The sequence below is a fragment of the Pseudomonas sp. KU43P genome (assembly GCF_033095865.1).
Classification (GTDB): domain Bacteria; phylum Pseudomonadota; class Gammaproteobacteria; order Pseudomonadales; family Pseudomonadaceae; genus Aquipseudomonas.
Window position 1 is genome coordinate 520,134 of sequence record NZ_AP019365.1, and the last position, 19,870, is coordinate 540,003.

Here is a 19,870-nt window from a genome sequence, read left to right on the forward strand (position 1 = left end):
TATTGCCACGGGCGTGGCCTAAGCTAGTGTCAAGAGTATCTGTAGGACAATTCGGGTGCAACCAGGTGCAACCCGTTTTTTGTCTACAAAAGGTGCAACTCGTCTGGCGAAATTCCTCACTGGATAAATGCGTGCTTATTCGATGCGTTTTCTTATGAAAACTGCAGTTTTTGCTCCAAAAGGGAGCAAAAAAGGCATGAGTTCTGAAAAAGCACGGCCGGGTGCAACTTGCAAATGAAAAATGGTTGCACCTGCTTTGCGTTGTTGCATAGGATTCGCCGCCTGGGTGCAACCGTCTTGCTACGGGTGCGCATGAGATAAAAACAAACGCCAGGGCACACGCATGGGCAATCCACTAACGATCACTTTCGTGATCTACATCGCGGCAATGGTGCTGATCGGCTTCGCCGCCTATCGCTCCACCAACAACCTTTCCGACTACATCCTCGGCGGGCGCAGCCTAGGGAGCGTGGTCACCGCGCTTTCCGCCGGTGCCTCCGACATGAGTGGCTGGCTGCTGATGGGCCTGCCGGGCGCCATCTACTTCTCCGGCCTGTCCGAAGCCTGGATCGCCATCGGCCTGACCGTCGGTGCCTACCTGAACTGGCTGTTCGTCGCCGGCCGCCTGCGCGTGCAGACCGAGCACAACGGTGATGCGCTAACCCTGCCGGACTACTTCTCCAGCCGCTTCGAAGACGCCAGCGGCCTGCTGCGGATCATCTCGGCCATCGTCATCCTGGTGTTCTTCACCATTTATTGCGCTTCCGGCATCGTTGCCGGTGCCCGTCTGTTCGAGAGCACCTTCGGCATGTCTTACGAAACCGCGCTGTGGGCAGGTGCTGCGGCGACCATCGCCTACACCTTCATCGGTGGTTTCCTGGCGGTCAGCTGGACCGACACCGTGCAAGCCTCGCTGATGATCTTCGCGCTGATCCTCACGCCGATCATCGTGCTGATCTCCACTGGGGGTATCGACACCACCTTCCTCGCCATCGAAGCGCAGAACCCTGCCAACTTCGACATGTTCAAGGGTGCGACCTTCATCGGCATCATCTCGTTGATGGGTTGGGGCCTGGGCTACTTCGGCCAGCCACACATTCTGGCGCGCTTCATGGCCGCGGATTCCGTCAAGTCGATCGCCAAGGCCCGTCGCATCTCCATGACCTGGATGATCCTGTGCCTGGCCGGTACCTGTGCCGTGGGCTTCTTCGGTATCGCCTACTTCTCGGCGCACCCCGAGTTGGCGGGCCCGGTCACCGAGAACCACGAGCGTGTGTTCATCGAGCTGGCAAAAATCCTGTTCAACCCGTGGGTTGCCGGTGTGCTGCTGTCGGCCATCCTGGCGGCGGTGATGAGCACCCTGAGCTGCCAGCTGCTGGTCTGCTCCAGTGCCCTGACCGAGGACTTCTACAAGGCCTTCCTGCGCAAGAACGCTTCCCAGGGTGAGCTGGTCTGGGTCGGTCGCCTGATGGTGCTGGCCGTGGCCCTGATCGCCATCGCCATGGCTGCCAATCCGGAAAACCGCGTGCTGGGCCTAGTGGCTTACGCCTGGGCCGGCTTCGGTGCCGCCTTCGGTCCGGTGGTGCTGATTTCGTTGCTGTGGAAGGGCATGACCCGCAACGGCGCGCTGGCCGGTATCGTGGTGGGTGCGCTGACGGTGATCCTGTGGAAGAACTTCGACACCCTCGGGCTGTACGAAATCATCCCGGGCTTCCTGTTTGCCAGTATCGCTATCGTGGTGGTGAGCAAGCTGGGCAGCCCGTCGCAAGCGATGGTGCAGCGCTTCGAGACGGCTGATGCGGCGTATCACGCCGACAAGTGATGCCTTGCGAGCCGGCGGCAGGGTCTGCTGCCGGCCGTATGCCGAAGTTACAGCGTGATCCCGAATTTCAGACGGGTTGCTTCGAACGCCTTGCCTTCCCTTGGGCGGATCAGGGCGTCATAGTTTCCCGGGGTGCAGTCTTCCAGGGTGACTTCCCAGGTTTCATTGCCGGAGGAAGGCACTACCAGTTCATGGGTCAGGCCAGTTGGCCTGGTCAGTTCCAGAATGGCGCTGTAGGGGATGTTGATGATGCCCAGGGTTCCGTGAAGCCTGGCTGTGGTTCCGTTCTTGTCCAGCTGGATGGAAGCTTTCATTGCATGTGCTCCTGGTTGAGTGGAGGCACGAGTGTCAATGCGTCGGGTGGTTCAAGGTATCCGGAATTTGTCCCATACCATGACTGTCGACTGCCGTACCTGACGTCTTCTTCGTGACAAGGTAAACTTGCTGCCCCCGCAGGAGTTGCCATGAACTATCGTCACGCCTTCCACGCCGGCAACCACGCCGACGTCCTCAAGCACATCGTGCTGACTCGCCTCATTGCCTTGATGTCGCGCAAGGAGCAGCCGTTCGCCTACATCGACACTCACGCCGGCCTCGGTCTGTATGACCTGCAAGGCGACCAGGCGACCCGTACCGGTGAATACCTGGAAGGTGTCGCACGCCTGTGGAACCGTGATGACCTGCCGGCCATGGCTGCCGATTACCTGCGCATCATCAAGCGCCTCAATGCTGATGGCGAGCTGCGTTATTACCCCGGTTCGCCCGAGTTGGCCCGCCGCCTGATGCGTCAGCAAGACCGCGCCCTGCTCAATGAGAAGCACCCTGAAGACGGCCCGCTGCTCAAGGAGAACATGAAGAAGGACCCTCGTGTGGTGGTCCATCTGGGTGAGGGCTGGCATGTGCCACGAGCGCTGCTGCCTGTACCGGAAAAGCGCGCGATCATGTTGATCGATCCACCCTTCGAACAGGCTGATGAGCTCAAGCGCTGCACCACCGCGATGAAGGAGGCGATCGGCCGCATGCGCCAGACCGTCGCGGCCATCTGGTACCCGATCAAGGATCAGCGCTCGCTGACCCGTTACTACCAGGATCTGACCAGCACCGGCGCGCCCAAGCTGCTGCGTGTGGAGCTCTACGTGCATCACCAGGACAGCCCGCAAGGCCTCAATGGCTCGGGCCTGGCCATCGCCAACCCGCCATGGGGGCTGGAGGATGAGCTCAAGGAGCTGCTGCCGTGGCTGGCCAAGGAGCTGGCACAAACAGCGGGCAGCTACCGGATGGATTGGCTGATCGCTGAGTAAGTGGTTGCCTGCACTGGCCCTATCGCCGGCAAGCCGGCTCCCACAAGTACACCACAAGCCTCGAAGGCTGTGCCCTAGCTGTGGGAGCCGGCTTGCCGGCGATAGGGTCAGTTGGAATTGTTTGCGTTATAATCTCGCCCTTTAGCCGCCACCCGCCCACGAGGCCGCTGGCGCATCTCTACCGAATGAAGAGGCTAAACCCTTGGCATTGACGATTCTTGGCCTGTCCGGCGCCCTTAGCCATGACCCTTCCGCGGCCCTGTACATCGACGGCAAGCTGATTGCCGCCGCCGAAGAAGAGCGCTTCGTGCGTGACAAGCATGCGAAGAACCGCATGCCCTACGAGTCGGCGAAGTTCTGCCTGGAACAGGCTGGCATCAAACCGTCCGATGTCGACGTGGTCGCCATCCCGTTCGCGCCGATCAGCCTGTTCGGCAAGGCCCGCTGGCACTATGCCAAGCGTTACTGGTATGCCCCGGATCGCGCCCTTGACGCCATCCTGATGGGCAACCGTCGCTACAAGCGCTACCGCAAGAAGATCGTCTGGTGCTTGGAACAACTCGGCTTCGACCCGAAAAAGGTCAAGATCGAGCCCGTCGAGCACCACTTGGCCCACGCTTCCAGCGCCTACCACTGCTCGGGCTTCAAAGAGAAGACCGCGATTCTCGGTATCGATGGCAAGGGCGAGTACGCCACGACTTTCTTCGGCTACGGCGAGAACGGCAAGATCCACAAGATCAAGGAGTTCTTCGACCCGGATTCGTTGGGCGGCCTGTACGGCGCGATCACCGAATTCCTAGGTTTCGAGATGCTCGACGGCGAGTTCAAGGTCATGGGCATGGCGCCATACGGCGATGCCAGCAAGTATGACTTCTCGCGCCTGGCCAGCTTCGAGAACGGCGAACTGGTGATCAACACCGAATACGCCAACGTAATTGGTCTGCGCCGTTATAAAGAGAAGGGCAAGGGCTTCTACTTCTCGCCGAAACTGATCGAATGGCTGGGCCCCAAGCGCGAAGGCGATATCGCCGACGAGCCGTACATCCACTATGCGGCCAGCATGCAGGCGCTGTTCGAGAAGCTGGCGCTGCAGATGATCGACCACTACCTGGGCGACACCCTGCGTGAAACCGGCAAGCTGGCCTTTGCTGGCGGCTGCGCGCTGAACGTCAAGCTGAACCAGAAGATCATCGCGCGTCCCGATGTGAAGGAACTGTTCGTCCAGCCGGCCTCCGGCGACGCCGGTACCGCAGTCGGTGCAGCAGCCTACGTTTCCCACGCCCGCGGCGTGCCGGTCGAGAAGATGGAGCACGTCTACCTCGGCCCGTCGTACTCCAACGAGGACGTGATCGCCGCCTGTGCCCGTCACCCGAACCAGCCGAAGTGGCGCAAGCTCGACAATATGCCGCAACAGATCGCCAAGATCATGGTCGACGGCAACCCGGTGGCCTGGTTCCAGGGCCGCATGGAGTTCGGCCCGCGTGCCCTGGGCGGTCGTTCGATCATCGGCTGCCCGAGTGTCGAGGGCGTGGCCGACCGCATCAACCATCAGATCAAGTTCCGCGAGCGCTGGAGGCCTTTCTGCCCGTCGATGCTCGACACTGTCGCCCCGCAGATGATCAAGGTCGATCACCCGGCGCCGTTCATGACGTTCACCTTCGAAGTGGCTGAAGAGTGGAAGACGCGTGTACCCGAAGTGGTTCACGAAGATGGTACTTCGCGTGCTCAGGTGCTCAAGCGCGAGTACAACCCGCGTTATTACGACATGATGAAGGCGCTGGAAGACCTGACCGGCAACGGCGTTTCGCTGAACACCTCGCTCAACCGCCGCGGTGAGCCGATGATCTGCTCGCCGACCGATGCTCTGAACATGTTCTTCGGCTCGGACCTGCAATACCTGATCATGGAAGACATCCTGGTCGTGAAGGACGGCGCGGCCTCGTATGACCAGCCGCTCTGAACCGCGCATCCTGCAGTTCTGCCATGGCTATGACGGGCCGTTCCTCGACTGCGCCCGTCAATACGCCAGCCTGTTCCAGGGCAGCGGCTACAAGGTCACCACGGTGTTCCTCACCGGCGCCAGCGACCCGCAGGTCGCGGCCGGCTGCGCGTCGGACGAGGTGCTGTTTCTCGAATTCAGCTCCAGGGCCGTGCGCGGCTTGAAGCTCGGCGCCATCCGCGCCTTGCGACGGATCGCGGCCGAGCGCAATTTCAGTTTCTGCATCGCCCACCGCTTCAAGCCGATCTATGTCGCATTGCTGGGCACCGGCCTGCCGGTGATCGGCGTGCACCATGCCTTCGGCGACTACGAGCGCAAGGGGCGGCGGCTGTTTGCCAACCTGTTCAGCAAACGCTTGAGCCTGCTCGGTGTATCCGACGCGGTGCGTGACGACATGCGCCGCTGCTTGCCGCAGTGGCCTGCCGAACGCATCCAGACCCTGTACAACCGCATCGATATTCAGGCTCTGCAAGCGGCGCTGGTGCCTCGCGCCAAAGCGCGTGAGGCCTTGGGGCTTGATGCGCGGGCCTGGGTGGTCGGTAACGTCGGGCGGCTGCACCCGGACAAGGACCAGGCCACCTTGCTGCATGGCTTTGCCCAGGCGCTCCCGACGCTTCCCGCTGGCGCGCGCTTGGCGATCCTTGGCAAGGGCCGGCTGGAAGACACGCTCAAGGCCCAGGCTGCGGAGTTGGGTATCGCCGGGCAGGTCGATTTCCTTGGCCAGGTGCCTGATGCGCGGCGCTATTTCCAGGCGTTCGACGTATTTGCCCTGAGTTCCGATCATGAGCCGTTTGGCATGGTCCTGCTCGAAGCCATGGTCGCCGGCGTGCCGGTACTGGCCACCGCCTGCGGTGGTGCGCGCGAAGTGGTCGAGGGCGTCGGCATGCTGTTCCCGCTTGGTGATGCAGGCCAGTTGGCTCAGGGTCTCAAGCACATGGCCGAACTGGATGCACGGCAGCGCGAGGCCTGTGCGACGCACATGCTGCAACGTCTGCAGCAGCGATTCTCCGATCAGGCAGTGCGCGAGGCCTTCTGGCAACTGCCACAGGTGCGTGCCTTGGTGGCTCAGGCGTGATGCTCAATCATATCCAAGCCTTCCGCGAGCGCGGTTGGCAGGTCATCGACGGCGCCGCTTACGCCGAGGCCTGGGCGCGTTTTGGCGGCAGTGTCGCGACGCATCCGCTGGTGATCGAGCAGCTTGCCGAGCTTGCGCAGATTCCCGTGCGCTACCTGGGCTGGCATCAGGCGGGTGAACTGAAGGCGGCCCTTCCTGCCTGGGGGCGCCACCTGGCGCTGTCCAAGGAGGTGCTCAAGCGCGCTGGCAAGAAGGGCTTGTTCGATCTGGGCAATGCCGAGATTCTCCTGCCGGCCGCCGCCGATGCTGCTGCGCCCTTGCGCCATGCCGGGCGCTATCTGTCCGAACTGAACCAGGGGCGCTTCACTGGCCTCAAGGCGCAGAAGGAACAGTTGGCCATGGCCAGAGCCCCTGAAGACCTGTCGAAAAAATTCCGCTACAACCAGCGCCGCGAATTGCGCCTGCTGGAAGAGGCGGGTGGCGTGGTTCGCCCGATCAGTGACTTCAATGCGTGCGAGATCGCGGCCATGTACCTTGACCTGTTCCAGCGGCGCTGGAACTTCCCGGCCACAGGTGCCGAGCGCATGGCCGAGGTGATCGAGCGCTTGCGCGAATTGCTGATCGGCTCGGTGTTGATGCTCGAAGACAAGCCAATCGCTATCCAGCTGGTGTACCGGGTCGAGGCGCCGGAGTGGATCAGCGTCGAGTACGTCAATGGTGGCGTCGACCCTGAAACCAAGGCGTTCAGCCCCGGTAGCGTGCTGAGCTTCCTCAATACCCAGGCTGCCTGGGAGGATGCCCGCGCGCGCAACAAGCCGCTGCGCTTCTCGTTCGGTCGAGCCGACCGCGAGTACAAGGACCGTTGGTGCAACCCAGTCCCGGTGTTCCAGGCGTGAGTCGCAAGCAGGCGTTGCTCAAGCGCCACCGACGCAACAAGCGCCTGGGTTTGTTGGTCGCGCTGGTCGTGCTGGTGTGCCTCGGTGTCTTTGCCTGGTGGTGGCTACCGCTGTTGCTGCTGCCCTTGCTTTGGGCGGCGCACGAGGCCTGGTTCGCCGACCACCTGTTCTATGCGCCGAACGAAGACTACGCCTACCGTTTTGGCGAGCACACCCGCGAAGGTGCGGTCACCTGGCGTGATGGGCTGCTGAAGGCCGACACGGTATTGCAGGGTGATGAAACCCTGGTCCTCGAAGTTCGGGTGAAAAGTAGTTGGTTGGGGCGTTTTCTCGACCCGCGTGTCGAGCTTAGGGCTGATCCGTCCAGCGACCGCCAGACGTTCGAGCGGGGCGTAGACGGCCTGCGCTTTCTCAATCTGACCGGGCTGGCCGCGCCGCTGCAGGCAGGTACCCTGCGCATGCGCGGTCGCCATTGCCGTCTGCTGGGCGAGCCACGCCTGTGGGTAACGCCCAGTGTCGAGCTGCAACGCCGCCGCGTCATGGTCATCGCTCCCCATGCCGATGACGCCGAATTGGCTGCTTACGGCCTGTATAGCCAAGCGGACGAAACTTGGGTGGTTACCCTGACTGCTGGCGAAATCGAAGCAGAGCACTATCAACAGATGGGTTTGGCCAAGACGGAGGCTGCCCGTCTGAAAGGTCGCTTGCGCGCATGGGACAGCATTGCCGTGCCACGCTGGGGCGGCGTTCCTGAATCGCGTTGTCTGCAGTTGGGCTATTTCTGCCTGCAACTGCCCGCGATGCAGGCCGCGCCGGATACCCCTGCGGCCTCCCGTGAAGCCGATATGGCCGATACCCGCCCATTCCGCCAGTTCAACCCGTTCCCATTGCCTGGTGATGCAGATGGGGCGCCGACCTGGCGCAATCTGCTGGCCGACCTGCGCGCGCTGCTGGAAATGGCCAAGCCTGAGGTGCTGGTCATGCCGCACCCTCAGCTCGATCCTCATCCCGACCATATCTGTGCCCAGGCCGCCGTGCTGGAAGCCCTGCAAGGCCTGCAATGGCAGCCGCAAACCCTGTTGTGCTACGCCAACCATCTGCATGACAACGACCGTTGGCCCATGGGTGACAGCGGTGATGGCGTGGCCCTTCCGCCGCAAATGAGCGCTGACCAGGCCTGGGCACCTTGTACCCTCATGCTGGACCTGCCGGCCCAGCGCGACAAGGCCATGGCCCTGGGCATGATGCATGATCTGCAGCCCCGGGCACCGTTCAAGCGCCGCCTGCGCCGCGTACTGCAGCGCTGGCTGGCCGGGCGCCGCCCATCGCCTTATGGGGAGAACGAATTCTTCCGCAAGGCCGTGCGCCGCCATGAACTGTTCTGGCGCCGTGATCTGTAATACGCCCATGGTTGACCGCGAAGGCGCAGAGCGCCCAAGGAAAGCAATGAAAGTCCTATTTCTGGTGCAGAAGGAACAGCGGGCCATCCTCGATCGCCTGTACGACGGCGTCGCGGCCAACTGCGAGTGCGATTTGCGCTGGTTGACCAGCGAAGACCAGCGCAACCTGCGCCGCTATTTCAAGCGTGAAGTGCAGGTCGAACGCTATGACCGCATCGTTTTTTTTCTGCGTTTCAAGCAGGAGATCCGCCAGGTCGCGTTCATCCGTACGGTGCCGAACCTGGTCATTCTCGAGCATGACGCCTACCAGAACTACATCCCCTGCAAGTACACCGGCAAGTTCAGCGCCCACTACCGCAAGCTGCCGTGGGCACGGGTCATCAGCTCCGGCTACATGGTCAGCGAGCGACTGCGCCAAGAGGGCTTCGACGCGGTTTTCGTGCCCAAGGGCTACGATGAACAGCTACTCAACGACCAGGGCCGGGAACGCGATATTGAACTGGCCTTTGTCGGCAGTACCAACAGTGTCGCCTACAGCGGGCGCAAGGCGCTGCTGGACGAGTTGGGGCGGGTGGAAAACCTGGTGGTGACCCGCACCAAGTCGGGTGAAGACTACTGCAACACCCTCAACCGTATCCGGTTCTTCGTCAGTGCCGACGTCGGCATGGGCGAGTACATGATCAAGAACTTCGAAGCCATGGCCTGCGGCTGCGTGCTGCTGGCATTCGACCAGGGTGAGGAGGAGAACCGCGCGCTGGGCCTGAAGGACATGCACAACGTGGTGCTCTACGACAGCATTCCCACATTGCAGGCGAAGCTGAACTCGTTGCGCGACGATCCTGCGCTGGCGCGGCAAATTGCTGAAAACGGGCGCCATTTGGCAGTTTCCCGTTTCAGTTTTGCTGAAGTTGGTCGTAGCATCGTCGACCACATGCGCCCGGCACTGAGGCCGCATCCACCTCTGTCCGCATGGCAGCGGTTGCGCTTGAAGTTGGGTTTTTAACTAAAAGAACTTTCGTGCTCACGGAGCGGGAACGGGAAGTTGACTGTCGCAACGCGGAGGGAGTCCGGTGCGCTTTTCTGAAGAAAGTGATGTCACGCTTGTCGTGACCAGCTGCGGTCGATTCGACTTGCTCAAGGACACCCTTGAGAGTTTCGATCGTTTTAACACCGCGCCTGTACGTGAAGTGTTCATAACCGAGGACTCGGGGGACGATGCGGTGCATGGCGCCGTGCCCGAGCATTGGAAACCGTACTGCACGGTATTCGTCAACCGCCCCAAGCTTGGGCAATTGCCGTCCATCGACCTGGCCTACGGCCGCGTCAAGACGCCCTACATCTTCCATTGCGAAGACGATTGGCAATTCTATCGGCAGGGGTTCGTGGAAGATTCCCGATCGGTGCTGGCAGAACGCCCCGATCTGTTGCAGGTCTGGTTGCGCAGTTATGCCCATGACCTGGCTATCCACAGCCCCTATATCCATCTGGGCGATCGCCAGATAATCGCTGGGGTGCCATGCTATCCACTGCTGTCGGAGAAAGCCGAATGGCAGGCGTTTTCGCTGAACCCGGGATTGCGTCGCCTGAGTGATTATCAGCGCTGCGCGCCATTTGCAGCCTATTCTGGTGAGAAGGCGCTTTCCCGGCGCTATGCTGAGTTAAATCTGACAGCGGTGACGCTGGAGGGTGATGCAGTGTTGCACACGGGATTTGGCAGCCACGTAACCTTGCCCGAAGAGGTTCAGCGCAAGGCCAAACGGCGCCAGAGGGATCGGATGAAGCTGGCATTGACGCTGGTTGTGGGTGCCGTGGTAGGCATTGGAATATCTTTTCTTGTTCACTGACATCGTTGTCCCACCTGGCTTGAACGGGAGAGGGGCACTAACCCCATGAACATCGTCAATATGATGTGGGCAGGCGGTTCGCCCTACATGTCCATCCACCAGGTTCACCGGCAAGTGTTGTCCAACGCCGGTGCCGATGCCCGCATCAGTAATTGGCTGCTGTTGGGCAGTGGTCTGTGCTGTGCGCTCGGTTCCACACGTGAATGGCACATGCCGCAGCGAGCGCTGAAAGGGCGGCATCTGTGGCGCCTGTTGCGCCCATGGTTGCGCATGCGCCTGCGCAAGGCGCTGGCCGAGGCGCAGGTCGACGTGTTGCTGCTGGATGGTATCGGCGTCGCTCGTCTGGTGCTGCCGTTGCTTGAGCAGGTTCCCGGGGTGCGCGCAAAGGTGCTGTTCCATGGGCGCACGCGTTTGAACGCCAGTGACATACGCCTGTTGGGGGCGTTACCTGCCGACCGCCTGAGCATCGCGGCGGTTTCGCATACACTCGCGCAATCGCTGGAGCAGGATCTCGGCCGGCCAGTTCAGACGTTGCGTATGGCCCTGGAGCCAGAAACCTTCCGCCTGTCCTTGATGAGCCGCGAGCAAGCGCGACAAGCGCTGGGCTTGCCGTCAAACGATGGAAAGGTGATAGGTGCCGTCGGCCGGTTGGTTGAGAGCAAGGGTTTCGAGATGTTGATCGAAGCATTTGCAAAAGGCTCTGCCCTGCAACCAGACATGCATCTGGCGATCATCGGTGACGGCCCGTTGCGCGCAGCCTTGCAGGTGCGGATCGATGCACTCGGCCTGCGCGATCGGGTTCACCTGTGTGGTTACCGCGATGACTTGCGTCAGCTCTATTGCGCGTTCGACTGGCTGCTGGTGCCGTCACGTGCCGAGGGCCTGGGTCTTGTGGTGCAGGAGGCCGTTATGGCCGATGTGCCAGTCATCTGCAGTGACTTGCCGGTATTTCACGAACAACTAGAAGGTGCGGGTTGTTACCTGCCGGTCGGCGATCTGGATGCCTGGGCCCAAGCAATAGCGCACAGCGATGAACGTTGCGCGGCCGCCCTTGCCGCCCGGCAGCGCCAGGCATTGGCTCCAGAGGCGGCCTGGCGGGCCTTCCAGAATGGTTCGGCGAGCCTGCTGCGCGGCTGAAATTCAGCGCGCCAGCAGGGCGGCCTCGAAGTCGGCTAGGGGGAAGCGGTCGCCGAGCTTTTCCCGTTCGATGTAGCGCACCATGTGTTGCACATTGCGCCGAATCATCCGTGCAGACAGTGGCGGGCGCAGGAAACGCATGTCTGCCACGTCGATCAACCCCAGGCGCTGGTCAGGCGTTACCACCACATTGCCCAGATGCAGCGAGCGGAAGTAGATACCGCTGCGATGCAACTGGCGTATCAGCTCGATCAGGCGGGGCAGGTAGGTGCCCCAGCTGAAGTCGGCATCGCGAGACATCTGCAGCAGCGTACGCCCAGGAAGCGGGCGGTACAGCACCGCCGTACGCCCGGGCAAGTCGAGCTTGTGCTGGCTGATCACCTGCAGCGTGGGGATGCCCAATTGCGCAAGGCGTTCGGCATTGTCGACGAAGCGCTGTGAGTACGGGCGCAGCAGCGCAGATGAAATCAGACGCTTGCGACGAAAAACCTTGAGGAAATTACCATCCTTGAGCAGGTAGACTTTGGCGCCATGGCTGTCTGCCTCTATCACCTGGGCGCCAAGTGTCAGCTGATCGAAGTCGACCTGGTTGAGCCGGGAGCATTGCATGAGTTGAGCCTTGTCGTCTGGCGAACAAAAATGACCGGCAATAATGCCGAAAATAATGCGGTAGCACCATGATGGTGTCTTTTGATTGACCGGGGGAATGGATGTTGTACGAAAAAAACTGGGCGCGGGCATGGTTGGGATTTGGCCTGGTCTGGTTCGTGGCGGCGATTGCATTGGCGCCAAGTAACAAGATTTATCAGCAAGGTCTGATAGTGTTTTTCTGGCTGCCTACGTTGATCTTCACGTGGTCCGCACGCGCAGTGTTCATGGACGCATGGCGGCGGCAGCCAGCGTTATGGGGCGCGCTGCTGCTGTTGATGGTGTGGTCAGGGCTGACGTTGGTATGGTCGACTGCAGCGGAGCCCGGGCGTGAAGTCAAACGCCTGGTATATATCCTCGTGTTCCTGCTGGCGTTTCCATTACTGGCTCAGGCTGGCCTTGCGCGCATCCGTCATTTGTTGCAGATCGGTGGTGGCCTGCTGGCCCTTGCTGCGCTGATCTCTATCGTCAGGTTCTACGGCGTTCAGGGCCATCCGTTGTTGTTCCGACTGGAAGGCATTGGAGAGATTTCCCACCCGATTCTCGGCGCTTATGTGGTGGGCGCGGCAGTGCTATTGCTGCTTTATCAGGTGCCTCACCAGCGGGCCGCCCAGCTTGGCTGGGTGCTGGCTCTCGCCTGCCTGGGTGCGTTCGTCATGCTAAGCCAAAGCCGGGGGGCCGGGTTGGCGTTACTCATCACCGTAGTGCTCGCACCGCTGTGGTTCCGTGACCGCCATAGCCGATTGATTGCGGTTCTGGCCATGCTTGCCACCAGCTTTGCCTTTTATTTGGTCTACGACGTCATCACTCATCGCGGCGCTTCGCATCGGCCGGAAATTTTCCAGGTGGTGCTACAGATGATCGCAGAGCGCCCATGGACAGGGCTGGGCTTGGGCGCCGAGTACGAAGTAAACGTGGCGGGCCGGCTATTCGACCACTCTCACAACATGTTTACCCATGTGGCGATCGAGCTAGGCCTGCCTGGGATGCTGTTGTGGATCGCTGTCTGGTTGTTCACCCTGGGCGAGATCGTTCGCGCTCGGCATACCGTGCTGGGCAAGATCCTCCTCGCGCTGTGGGTCTACTCCACCATGGCGATGCAGTTCGATGCCGCCAGCCTGAGCGGGACGCCGCGCGCCGAGTGGTTCGTCAGCTGGCTGACGGTCGGTCTGGCCATGTTGTTGCCCTGGGGGCGTGCCGAAAAGGGCGCCTGTGGTAAAATTTCCGGTTCAACCTGAACAGCGAGCTCGATGATGGCCGAAACACCGCGACCGGCGGAGCACACCTCCAGCCTGAAGATCTACTTCCGGCTGCTGAGCTACGTGAAACCTTATGTCGGCATTTTCCTGCTGAGCATCATCGGTTTCGTGATCTTTGCCTCGACCCAGCCCATGCTGGCCGGGATTCTCAAGTACTTCGTCGATGGCCTGAGCAACCCGGAAGCGGTGTTGTTCCCCAACGTACCGTACCTGCGCGACCTGCAATTGCTGCAGGCGGTGCCGCTACTGATCATCCTGATTGCCGCCTGGCAGGGGTTGGGGTCGTTCCTGGGTAACTATTTCCTGGCCAAGGTTTCCCTGTGCCTGGTACACGACCTGCGCGTCGAGTTGTTCAATAAGCTGCTGGTACTGCCCAACCGCTACTTCGACAACCACAACTCCGGGCACCTGATTTCGCGCATCACCTTCAACGTGACCATGGTTACCGGTGCGGCTACCGATGCGATCAAGGTAGTGATTCGCGAAGGCCTGACGGTGGTGTTCCTGTTCGCCTACCTGCTGTGGATGAACTGGCACCTGACCCTGGTGATGGTCGCCATCCTGCCGGTGATTGCAGTGATGGTGAGCGTTGCCAGCAAGAAATTCCGCAAGCAGAGCAAGAAGATCCAGGTGGCGATGGGGGACGTGACCCATGTCGCGTCCGAAACCATCCAGGGTTATCGCGTGGTCCGCAGCTTCGGCGGCGAGGCCTACGAAGAGCAGCGTTTCAGTCGCGCAAGCCAAAGCAACACCGACAAGCAGCTGCGCATGACCAAGACCGGCTCGCTGTACACGCCGATGCTGCAGCTTGTGATCTACAGCGCCATGGCGGCGCTTATGTTCCTCGTGCTGTTCCTGCGCGGCGAGTCCACCGCGGGTGACCTGGTGGCCTACATCACTGCGGCGGGCCTGCTGCCCAAGCCGATCCGCCAGCTTTCTGAAGTCAGTTCGACCATCCAGAAGGGCCTGGCCGGCGCCGAGAGCATCTTCGAGCAACTGGACGAGGAACCCGAGGTCGATACCGGCACGGTCGAGAAGGAGCGCGTGCAAGGCCGTCTCGAGGTGCGCGATCTGAGCTTTACCTACCCGAACACCGAGCGCGAGGTGCTGAGCGACATCAGTTTCGTCGCCGAACCTGGGCAGATGATCGCCCTGGTCGGCCGCTCCGGTAGCGGCAAATCGACCCTGGCGGCGCTGATTCCGCGCTTCTACCACCATACCAAGGGGCAGATCCTGCTCGATGGCGTGGAGATCGAGGACTACCGCCTGCGCAACCTGCGCAAGCACGTGTCCCAGGTAACCCAGCATGTCACCCTGTTCAATGACACGGTGGCCAACAACATCGCCTATGGCGACCTTGCCGGCGCACCGCGTGCGGACATCGAGGCGGCGGCGGCCGATGCCTATGCCAAGGAGTTCGTCGACAGGCTGCCGAAAGGCTTCGATACCGAGGTGGGCGAGAACGGCGTGCTGCTTTCCGGTGGCCAGCGCCAGCGTCTGGCAATAGCCCGGGCCTTGCTGAAGAACTCGCCGCTGCTGATCCTCGACGAGGCAACTTCGGCGCTGGACACCGAGTCCGAGCGCCATATCCAGGCAGCCCTGGACCACGTGATGCAAGGCCGTACCACGCTGGTGATCGCTCACCGTCTGTCGACCATCGAGAAGGCCGACTTGATCCTGGTGATGGATCAGGGCCGCCTGGTGGAGCGCGGCACCCACGCCGAGCTGCTGGCAGCCAATGGCCATTATGCCCGCCTGCACGCCATGGGTCTGGACGAGCCAACCAAGGCCGACATCACCTGACCCACCTCGATCGGGGCCTTCGGGCCCTGATTGTCACGGGAATTTTCCAGGGCCCGATCTGGCCGTAAAGCCCTCGTCTACCCTGTGCTAATATCCTGCCCCTGTTCATTATTTTCATATGGGTTGCCCATGAAGTTGTCCATGCCGCGTTTCGATCAAGCCCCGGTACTGGTGGTCGGCGATGTCATGCTCGACCGCTACTGGCATGGCGGTACTTCGCGTATTTCGCCGGAAGCGCCGGTACCGGTGGTCAAGGTCGATCAGATAGAAGATCGCCCCGGCGGCGCGGCCAACGTTGCCTTGAACATCGCCGCCCTGGGCGCGCCGGCTTCGCTGATCGGTGTTACCGGCCAGGATGAAGCCGCCGACAGCCTAGCCAACAGCTTGCATGCCGCCGGTGTGCGCTCGGTGTTCCAGCGCATTGCCCACCAGCCGACCATCGTCAAGCTGCGGGTCATGAGCCGCCATCAGCAATTGCTGCGCATCGATTTTGAAGAGCCCTTCGCTACCGACCCGCTGTCGCTCGGCGCGGAGGTCGACGGCCTGCTCGAAGGGGTCAAGGTGCTGGTGCTGTCCGACTACGGCAAGGGCGCGCTGAAGAATCACCAAAGCCTGATCCAGGCCGCTCGCGCCAAGGGCATTCCAGTGCTGGCCGACCCCAAGGGCAAGGATTTTTCCATCTACCGTGGCGCGAGCCTGATCACCCCGAACCTCAGCGAATTCGAAACCATCGTCGGCCGCTGTGCCGATGAGGCCGAACTGGTCGCCAAGGGCCTGCAGCTGCTGCAGGACTTGGACCTTGGAGCATTGCTGGTAACCCGTGGCGAGCATGGCATGACCCTGCTGCGCGTCGGCCAACCGGCGCTGCACCTGCCAGCCCGTGCCCGTGAAGTATTCGATGTGACGGGTGCCGGCGATACCGTGATTTCCACCCTGGCGGCGGCCATCGCGGCAGGTGAAGACCTGCCGCACGCGGTAGCCCTGGCCAATCTGGCTGCGGGCATCGTGGTCGGCAAGCTGGGTACTGCAGCCATCAGCGCGCCTGAACTGCGCCGTGCCATCCAGCGCGAGGAAGGTTCCGAGCGTGGCGTACTGGGCCTGGAGCAACTGCTGCTGGCCATCGACGACGCGCGTGCGCACAACGAGAAAATCGTGTTCACCAACGGCTGCTTCGACATCCTGCATGCTGGCCATGTGACTTACCTGGAGCAGGCGCGTGCCCAGGGTGATCGGTTGATCGTCGCGGTCAACGACGATGCTTCCGTCAGTCGCCTGAAGGGCCCGGGCCGGCCGATCAACAGCGTCGACCGGCGCATGGCCGTGCTGGCTGGCCTGGGTGCGGTGGACTGGGTGATCAGCTTCCCGGAAGGTACCCCGGAGAACCTGCTGAGCCAGGTCAAGCCGGACGTACTGGTCAAGGGCGGTGACTATGGCATCGACCAGGTGGTGGGTGCCGATATCGTCCGCGCTTACGGCGGTACGGTGAAGGTGCTGGGTCTGGTCGAGAACAGCTCGACCACGGCGATTGTCGAGAAGATCCGCAAGAACTGATGTGCATGGGGCCGCCTTGCGGCCCATCGCCGGCGAGCCGACTCCCACAGGGTTTATGCAGCGCTGCCGAACCTTGTGGGAGCCGGCTTGCCGGCGATAGGGCTGCAACGCAGCCCCGCGTCACTTGTGAAGTGAGGTTCGCGCCCGTTCGAGCAACGCCCGCGCCTTGTCACCGAAACGCTGCAAGTGCGAACCCGGTTCAGCCTTGCGCTCCACCAGCCCCTGCTGCTTCACCCAGTCCTTCCAGCGAATGCGCTCCTCCGAAACCACCCAGCCGCTCTGCCGGGCAAAACTCTCGGCCAGGTACAGCCCGCGGGTGCTCGCCGGCACCAGCTCGTCTTTCTTCAGCGTGTACAGCTCCGCCAAGGGCTGACCGTCCTGCAGTGGCATCAGGTACAGGTCGGGTCGCTTGCGGTTGAGGCGGGCCACCAGTTGGCCGCCCTCGAGGCGTTCATCGACGTGGAACAGGCTCAGCTTCTTCGCTTCCCTGGGCACTTGCAGGCGCATGTCGTAGATCAGCTGCAACGAGGCAGTAGGCAGGTGCACGTAGGCCCGTGGCCGCTCCAGCAGCATCAGGTTGCCGCAATGCACGGGCCGCGCAGCCCCCGACTGCGGCGTCAGCACGACAGGCAATGCCTCCCGGTAATGCAGGGCCGCCGCATAGGGGGCTGGCAGCCAGGTGTCGTTGAAACGCCCGCCCAGCCAGCCTTCCGGGGTTTCCAGCAGGCATTCCTCGGCCACTTCCTGAACGGCGGTATGCAGCGGCAGGTTCAGCTCCTGGGCGGGTACGTAGCCAGAAATCAGCTTGAGCACCACGTCGCCGCGGTCCTGGCGACGTTGCCGTACCAGCACCCAGTAGTCGCGCTGCTGCCAGTGCAAGGTCAAGCGCACCGAAACACCCAGGTTGGCCAGTTCCACCACGAAGCGCTGGTTGTCGGGTAACTGGATCGCCCGACGCCGCTGCTGGGTCTGGGCAAAGTTCAACGGCATGCCGATGCTCTGGTAGACCAGGCCTTCGGCGGTGGCTTCGACATGCAGAGGCAGTGTCTTGAAGTTGCTCGGGTTCTTGCGGATCAGCGTACGCGGCACGAGGCTCCTCCTTGCGTCGGTCCAGTCTCCTGGCCCTAGGGGTGGGGACAACTCAATGCTGGCCCAGGATACGGGCGACGGTGGCCACGTTGTGGGCCAGGTGCAACGGATTGATGGTGCCGACGATAGCACTGCTCACGCCCGGGTGTGAGAACAGCAGCTCGAAGCTGGCCTGAACCGGATCGACCCCAGGCGCCAGGCAGATATGCCCACTGGCCAGGGCCTTCTTCACCAGAATCGCCTTGCCGTGTTCGGCAGCGTAGTCCAGCACCGGGCGTTCCGCCTGCTCGTTGAGGTTATAGGTGACCATGGCGCAATCGCCCTGCTCCAGTGCCTTCAGGCCACCGGCCACGGTCTTGCCGGACAGGCCGTAGCCAAGGATCTTGCCTTCCTGCTTGAGCGCGGCGAGGGTCTGGTAGACCTCTTCCTGCTCGAGGATCGCCAGGTCGTTGCCATCGGAATGCACCAGCACCAGCTCGATGCGGTCGGTTTCCAGTCGTTGCAAGCTGCGCTCGACGGAGCGGCGGGTATGTGCGGCGCTGAAGTCGAAGTGCGACAGGCCGTCCTCGAACTCCTCACCGACCTTGCTGACGATCACCCATTCATCGCGCTGGCCCCGCAGCAGCGGGCCCAGGCGTTCCTCGCTGCGGCCATAGGCCGGCGCGGTATCGATCAGGTTGATGCCGAGCTCACGCGCCTGCGCCAGCAGCAGGCGGGCTTCGTCATCGCCGGGAATGGTGAAGCCGGTGGGGTACTTTACGCCCTGGTCGCGGCCGAGCTTGACGGTGCCCAGGCCCAGGGGGGAGACCTTGAAACCGGTGCTGCCAAGTGGGCGGTGGACGTCGTGCAGGGTCGGCAGGGTCATGGCAGCAGTTGCTCCCAGGCCGGGATGCCGAGCGGTGGGCGGGGCAGGTCGGAGAGATCGGCATGCGCCTGCGGGCGGATACCGTCGCGCTCCAGGTGGCTGATGACCCGGTCACTGAAATCGGGTGCCAGTGCCAGCTTGGTCGGCCAGCCCACCAGCACGCGTTGCTGATCGGCGAGGAAGGCGTTGTCCGGGCGAACCAGGCCGGACTGCGCAGGTTCGGCGCGGTCGACCCGCAGGGTGGCCCAGCGCACCTGGCTCTGGTCGACCCATGGCAGCAGGTGGGCGATTTCCTTTTGCGCGGCGGCAATCTGTGCCGCAGGTTCGCGAGCCACCCCGTCGGCTTCGGCAAGGTCACCGCCCAGGTACCACACCCATTGACCGTCCGCTGCCGGGTGGGTGGTGACCGTGACCCGCGGCTTCGGCCCGCCGCCCAGGCAGTGCGCGTAGAGCGGTTTCAGGTTGGCGCCCTTGGCCATGACCATGTGCAGAGGGCGGGTTTGCATGGCCGGTTGGTGCAAGCCTAGGGCGTGCAGCAGGTCCTCGGTACCGGCGCCTGCACTCAGCACGATGCGCTGGGCGCGGATCTCACGGTCGTCGACACGCAGGCCGACCAGTTCGTCGCCTTCTCGCAGGGGCTCGATGCGCTGGCCGGCCAGCAGGCTGTCGCCGGCAAGTTCCGCCAGGTTGGCCAGCAGGCTGGGCACGTCGATGACCAGTTCGGACAGGCGATACACCTTGCCCTTGAAGGCGCGGTCCTGCAGGGCTGGCGGCAGTTGTTCACCCTTGACCTGTTCGACCCGGGTGCGCACGGCCTTGCTGGCGAAGAAGCTGGTGAGGTTGCCGGCCAGCGTGCCCGGCGACCACAGGTAGTGGGCATCGGAAAGCAGGCGGGTGCGGGTAAGGTCCAGCTCGCCACTGCCGTCGATGGCTTCGCGCCAGCGGCGCGGCATGTCGGCGATGGCCTCCGAGGCGCCGGTCAGCGCGCCGTGCAGGGCGTACTTGGTACCACCGTGGATGATGCCCTGGGACTTGATGGTCTGCTCGCCGCCGAGGCTGGCGCGTTCCACCAGTACGGTGGAATAGCCCAGGTGACGCAGCCGGGCATTGAGCCAAAGGCCTGCGACTCCGGCGCCGACGATCAGCACGTCAGTGGAAATGGCGGTTGGCATGGCGGTACC

The 19,870-nt window shown here is 62.4% G+C and carries 18 protein-coding genes; 12 read left to right on the forward strand and 6 right to left on the reverse strand.

All coding sequences use genetic code 11. The features are described 5' to 3' along the window. Positions 1-135: 135 nt before the first annotated feature. A complete protein-coding gene (locus KU43P_RS02315; RefSeq protein ID WP_317660880.1) occupies positions 136-270 on the reverse strand; it encodes a hypothetical protein in 135 nt (44 codons plus the stop codon). Positions 271-343: 73 nt separating this feature from the next. On the opposite strand from KU43P_RS02315, the gene putP reads away from it, so the two are divergent. Further along, positions 344-1,822 carry a sodium/proline symporter PutP gene (putP, locus tag KU43P_RS02320; protein WP_317660882.1) on the forward strand — a complete coding sequence of 493 codons (1,479 nt, stop codon included), beginning with the start codon at positions 344-346 and terminating at the stop codon, positions 1,820-1,822. Between the two features lie 47 nt (positions 1,823-1,869). Here the strand turns inward: putP and KU43P_RS02325 are convergent, their stop codons facing one another. Then, positions 1,870-2,136: a hypothetical protein gene (locus tag KU43P_RS02325; RefSeq protein WP_317660883.1), complete on the reverse strand. Its 267-nt coding sequence runs from the start codon at positions 2,134-2,136 to the stop codon at positions 1,870-1,872. Between the two features lie 150 nt (positions 2,137-2,286). Between KU43P_RS02325 and KU43P_RS02330 the strand changes: the two genes are divergently transcribed. The 8 genes from KU43P_RS02330 (at position 2,287) to KU43P_RS02365 (ending at position 11,474) form a co-directional block, all read left to right on the forward strand. Next, positions 2,287-3,123, forward strand: coding sequence for a 23S rRNA (adenine(2030)-N(6))-methyltransferase RlmJ (locus KU43P_RS02330; RefSeq protein ID WP_317660884.1), 837 nt, complete (start codon positions 2,287-2,289; stop codon positions 3,121-3,123). A gap of 202 nt (positions 3,124-3,325) precedes the next feature. Continuing rightward, positions 3,326-5,083 carry a carbamoyltransferase gene (locus KU43P_RS02335; protein ID WP_317660885.1) on the forward strand — a complete coding sequence of 586 codons (1,758 nt, stop codon included), beginning with the start codon at positions 3,326-3,328 and terminating at the stop codon, positions 5,081-5,083. Beyond that, positions 5,067-6,197 carry a glycosyltransferase gene (locus KU43P_RS02340; RefSeq protein ID WP_317660887.1) on the forward strand — a complete coding sequence of 377 codons (1,131 nt, stop codon included), beginning with the start codon at positions 5,067-5,069 and terminating at the stop codon, positions 6,195-6,197. The genes KU43P_RS02335 and KU43P_RS02340 overlap by 17 nt, the downstream gene beginning before the upstream one ends. Continuing rightward, on the forward strand, positions 6,197-7,093 hold the full coding sequence (locus KU43P_RS02345; protein WP_317660888.1) for an antimicrobial resistance protein Mig-14: 897 nt from the start codon (positions 6,197-6,199) through the stop codon (positions 7,091-7,093). Before KU43P_RS02340 ends, KU43P_RS02345 begins: the two co-directional genes overlap by 1 nt. Continuing rightward, positions 7,090-8,493, forward strand: a complete 1,404-nt coding sequence (locus KU43P_RS02350; protein ID WP_317660889.1) for a PIG-L family deacetylase — start codon at positions 7,090-7,092, stop codon at positions 8,491-8,493. Before KU43P_RS02345 ends, KU43P_RS02350 begins: the two co-directional genes overlap by 4 nt. A gap of 46 nt (positions 8,494-8,539) precedes the next feature. Then, positions 8,540-9,496: a glycosyltransferase gene (locus KU43P_RS02355; RefSeq protein ID WP_317660890.1), complete on the forward strand. Its 957-nt coding sequence runs from the start codon at positions 8,540-8,542 to the stop codon at positions 9,494-9,496. 67 nt (positions 9,497-9,563) lie between these two features. Then, positions 9,564-10,337: a glycosyltransferase family 2 protein gene (locus KU43P_RS02360; protein WP_317660891.1), complete on the forward strand. Its 774-nt coding sequence runs from the start codon at positions 9,564-9,566 to the stop codon at positions 10,335-10,337. Positions 10,338-10,382: 45 nt separating this feature from the next. Next, positions 10,383-11,474, forward strand: coding sequence for a glycosyltransferase (locus KU43P_RS02365; protein WP_317660892.1), 1,092 nt, complete (start codon positions 10,383-10,385; stop codon positions 11,472-11,474). Positions 11,475-11,477: 3 nt separating this feature from the next. Here the strand turns inward: KU43P_RS02365 and KU43P_RS02370 are convergent, their stop codons facing one another. After that, on the reverse strand, positions 11,478-12,083 hold the full coding sequence (locus tag KU43P_RS02370; protein WP_317660893.1) for a toluene tolerance protein: 606 nt from the start codon (positions 12,081-12,083) through the stop codon (positions 11,478-11,480). Positions 12,084-12,184: 101 nt separating this feature from the next. On the opposite strand from KU43P_RS02370, the gene KU43P_RS02375 reads away from it, so the two are divergent. The 3 genes from KU43P_RS02375 to hldE all read left to right on the forward strand — a co-directional run bounded on the left by KU43P_RS02375 (position 12,185) and on the right by hldE (position 16,735). After that, positions 12,185-13,360 carry an O-antigen ligase family protein gene (locus KU43P_RS02375; RefSeq protein WP_317660894.1) on the forward strand — a complete coding sequence of 392 codons (1,176 nt, stop codon included), beginning with the start codon at positions 12,185-12,187 and terminating at the stop codon, positions 13,358-13,360. A 15-nt stretch (positions 13,361-13,375) separates the two neighbouring features. Continuing rightward, entirely contained in the window at positions 13,376-15,184 is a 1,809-nt protein-coding gene (msbA, locus tag KU43P_RS02380) for a lipid A export permease/ATP-binding protein MsbA (RefSeq protein WP_317660896.1), read from the forward strand. A gap of 129 nt (positions 15,185-15,313) precedes the next feature. Further along, entirely contained in the window at positions 15,314-16,735 is a 1,422-nt protein-coding gene (gene hldE / locus KU43P_RS02385) for a bifunctional D-glycero-beta-D-manno-heptose-7-phosphate kinase/D-glycero-beta-D-manno-heptose 1-phosphate adenylyltransferase HldE (protein WP_317660897.1), read from the forward strand. Between the two features lie 120 nt (positions 16,736-16,855). On the opposite strand, the gene KU43P_RS02390 is transcribed toward hldE, so the two are convergent. Genes KU43P_RS02390 through KU43P_RS02400 form a run of 3 tightly spaced genes read right to left on the reverse strand, consistent with a single transcriptional unit; the run spans position 16,856 to position 19,861 of the window. Continuing rightward, positions 16,856-17,824, reverse strand: coding sequence for a metal ABC transporter ATPase (locus KU43P_RS02390; RefSeq protein WP_317660898.1), 969 nt, complete (start codon positions 17,822-17,824; stop codon positions 16,856-16,858). A 52-nt stretch (positions 17,825-17,876) separates the two neighbouring features. Continuing rightward, on the reverse strand, positions 17,877-18,689 hold the full coding sequence (locus tag KU43P_RS02395; protein WP_317660899.1) for an aldo/keto reductase: 813 nt from the start codon (positions 18,687-18,689) through the stop codon (positions 17,877-17,879). Beyond that, entirely contained in the window at positions 18,686-19,861 is a 1,176-nt protein-coding gene (locus tag KU43P_RS02400) for an NAD(P)/FAD-dependent oxidoreductase (protein WP_317660900.1), read from the reverse strand. The genes KU43P_RS02395 and KU43P_RS02400 overlap by 4 nt, the downstream gene beginning before the upstream one ends. Positions 19,862-19,870 lie beyond the last annotated feature (9 nt).